Below are 2825 nucleotides of genomic sequence, written 5' to 3' on the forward strand. Positions count from 1 at the left end.
CGCTTATGGTGATTTCTCTCGGTGCGTGCTGCTGGGCTTGTAGCAGTTGAGTAGCATTGCGTAGAAAACTGTCGGGCCATGACTGAACAGAATACAGAGTTGGAACCTCGATGATGTGGGAATAATCGCGACCGTCTACCGCTCGTGAGCCAAACGCTCGAAACGTTGCCCACGGTGACGAATTAGATTTTGCGCCGTAGATACTGCCATCAGTAGAAAACCTCACAGTCTGGGGCTGATGGGCTGCATCAATAATTGGCATCTTCGCGCTAACCATATTGCCAGGCAGTAAGATCGATCGTTCAAAAGATTTTTGATATATGGACGGCTGCACGACACTATAATCAGCATTCCATATTGGGAACGTCAGCGGACGAGTGGCAACAATTGCGCCCCATGCATCTAGGTACGTGATTTGCGTCGCGGTAGGCGGCGGATTAAACCTAACTTCCTGGTTCAATCGCTCAACTACATACGGCTTGACTGCCTTGCTTTGCAGTTTGATAGACGATTCCAACAGACCAGGCCATGCTGCGCGGGTAGTCATTTTTCCGGCTAGATCTTCACGCCAGCCGTGAGCTTCTACTGCAGTGAGCGCTAGCAGCCACCTATTTGATTTCTGATTTATTAGCCTGGGCGCAATTGTGTCGATAAATCCCACAAAAAGACTGTCAGAGCCACGCTTAATAATAAGCCGTGCTCTTAGCAGGGGTTCCCAAAAGCTACGCCCCCAACTTTGATCGAAGCGCACGGTAATCGTTGCCGATCGTTTACGCGGGGCTGCAAAAAGGGATTGACGACCCCAATTGATCGTTACGTCGTCTACCACTAGATTGTGCGTGTATTTAAGCGTTGTTTTTCGGTCATGGTTGACGGCGATTTCAATAGTCAGGTCTTTGACTGTCAGGCTTACCATGATTGCCTATTCCGCTCTCGGTCTAGTAGCTCGGCAATTTGCCTAGCTGTACTTTCAGCATCAACGGCACCGTTAACGGTGATATTAATTACCGGTCGGTTGATTGTGGATATTCCAGATGTGGACAATGCTCCGCTAATTCCGCTTAATGACGTAGGGCTATAGGCAGCAGTAATGTCAGGTGCTGATCTTGCAAAAGTCAACAGATTAGATGCGTCGGCAATCATCGTCATATCAACATCACGGGCAGCGAATACGCCGCCACGATGCCCGCCTTTAAAGCTAGTGCGGTTAAACGATCGCACCCAGTCTAGGGCTGATCGTATCCATTCGATAAAGTCACGAATCTTGTCAATTGCCCAGCTGAATCCCTTGGCTATCCATTTACCCGGCCCGCTACCGTGGTTTGCGACGACATCTAACCATTTCTGCACGTTCGCTAACGCGTTAGTTATCCAGTTAAGATATTTATCGGCGGTTTCTGCGAATAGCTGGATAGCACGCTGCGGATTAATGAACGCATTGGCGATAATCTCTATCCATCGGACGACTTCGGACATGATTCCGATAAACGCATTTTTCAGGAAATTTCCCAGGGCTTGTATGCTTTCGCGGAAGCTCTCGTTATTGCGGTAAAGGTTTACGATTACGGCCACGAGTGCGACGACGGCAGCAGCAACAGCTACATAGGGATTGGCAAGCATAGTTAGATTGAGTGATGCTTGCGCGGCAGTGAGAATATTTACGACCGTAGTAGCAGCCTTTAACCCTAGCAGTGCGCCGGTAAGCCCTAGCACAGCACCGGCAGCGAATTGGGCAAGTTCAGTATGTTCGCTTAGCCACCGTGCAGCATCTGCGAGATGTATAGCGATGTCGGAAATGACCGGCAGTAATTCTTCGCCTAAGGCTGCTTTCGCGTTTTCCCATTCTGCTGTTGCTCGTTGCTGGGCACCGGCGGCAGTATCGGCTTCGCGGGAAAATTGGCCAAAAGAATCGGCGGTCTGCTCGTTAAGCAGCGCCAGAGTAGCTTGTGTCTCGGCGGCAGTCTTTGCTTCTCCCTCCAATTCCTTAAGGCCCATCTCTGCGAGCTTGGCTTCGATCGTTGCTTGTTTGATCGATACGCCGTAGCGCTCAATCGGATCACGTTCACCACGCATAAGGGCGGACAGAGCACTAACCGCGTCGGCGGTGGTGCCTCCGAACGTTGCGGCGAGATCAGCACCTTTTTCGATCAAGTCGTTAGTCTTTCCGACTACCTGTTCTTGTTCAATGCCAATGTTTTTCAGCTGCGCGCCCAATACCGACGCGAGTTCGTTGTACTGATTTTTCGATAAGCCCACGGCTTGGCTAGCGGCTTCGCTAAAGGCCTTGACTTGTTCTGCTTGATGCTTGAATACCGATTCAACCGCACCAGTGGATTGCTGTAGAGAGCTGGCAGCATCAAAAGACTGTTTTCCTAGCGCGATGACCCCTGCAGATACCGCGCTCATTGCAGCGGTGGCTTTATTCAGGTGAGATTCCCAATTCTTGAGCGAATTACCTGCCGATTTCTCGAATTTATCCACTTCGCCAGCAGCAGAGTCCAGGCCAGCTTTGGCTTTCGTGGCATCGGCCAGAATCTTGACTGAAAGAATGGCGGACTTGCTCATTTGCGGGATTCCTCCAGGATATCGGCAAGGGTGATGATCTCTAGCTCGGTGAGGTCATAAAGATCACGCGGGGCAATGTGCAGGGCCACGGCAAGGCTTAAGATATTCCTTAAAGCGCTGCCGTGTGGCGCGGGTTTACATCGGCGACCACGGCACCGGTTTGTTCGTCGATGTCGTCGTTGACCGGTTCGATCGTGTCGATCGAATCTAGCCACTCGTAGAGGTCTGCCGGGGTGTCTTTGTTCAAACGGCGCGCGGCA

At 51.2% G+C, this 2825-nt stretch carries 2 protein-coding genes; both read right to left on the bottom strand.

Going from position 1 to position 2825, the window contains the following annotated elements; genetic code table 11:
• A partial coding sequence (locus A5774_RS01875; protein ID WP_082936057.1) for a hypothetical protein occupies positions 1 to 916 on the bottom strand: 916 nt, incomplete at its 3' end.
• Positions 910 to 2565, bottom strand: coding sequence for a hypothetical protein (locus A5774_RS01880; RefSeq protein WP_064833146.1), 1656 nt, complete (start codon positions 2563 to 2565; stop codon positions 910 to 912). The genes A5774_RS01880 and A5774_RS01875, both read right to left, overlap by 7 nt.
• Between the last annotated feature and the right edge of the window lie 260 nt (positions 2566 to 2825).

Origin of the sequence: Corynebacterium sp. EPI-003-04-2554_SCH2473622 (assembly GCF_001665955.1) — a bacterium.
GTDB classification, from domain to species: domain Bacteria; phylum Actinomycetota; class Actinomycetes; order Mycobacteriales; family Mycobacteriaceae; genus Corynebacterium; species Corynebacterium pseudodiphtheriticum.

What these genes read in the sequence shown, in the direction of transcription:
- A5774_RS01880 (WP_064833146.1), bottom strand. Translation starts at nt 2,565, where the DNA reads ATGAGCAAGTCCGCCATTCTTTCAGTCAAGATTCTGGCCGATGCCACG.